The sequence below is a fragment of the Bacillus sp. SIMBA_005 genome (assembly GCF_046535585.1).
GTDB lineage: Bacteria > Bacillota > Bacilli > Bacillales > Bacillaceae > Bacillus > Bacillus pumilus.
In genome coordinates, this window is sequence record NZ_JAWRWI010000865.1 from 1 (window position 1) to 250 (window position 250).

Here is a 250-nt window from a genome sequence, read left to right on the forward strand (position 1 = left end):
GCTCGCGTTCGCGGCCGGCGCGCTGCTGCAGACCGGGCTCGACCTGCCGCTGCCGACCGGCGACGCGCGCACCGCGATGCATCTCACCGGCACGGTGTTCGCCAATGCCGGCGGTCTGCTGGCATTAGCGTGTTTCGCGCTGTTCGTCTGGCGGCGCACGACGATCCTGCCGTCGCAGACGCCGAGCAGGCTGATCGTGCGCGGGCCGTACCGGCTGTCGCGCAATCCCTTCTATCTGAGCCTGCTGCTG

The 250-nt window shown here is 70.4% G+C and carries 1 protein-coding gene; it reads left to right on the forward strand.

The genetic code is table 11. The features are described 5' to 3' along the window. Positions 1 to 250: methyltransferase family protein (locus tag SB660_RS22530; protein WP_410584711.1), on the forward strand; the 250-nt coding region annotated here is incomplete at both ends.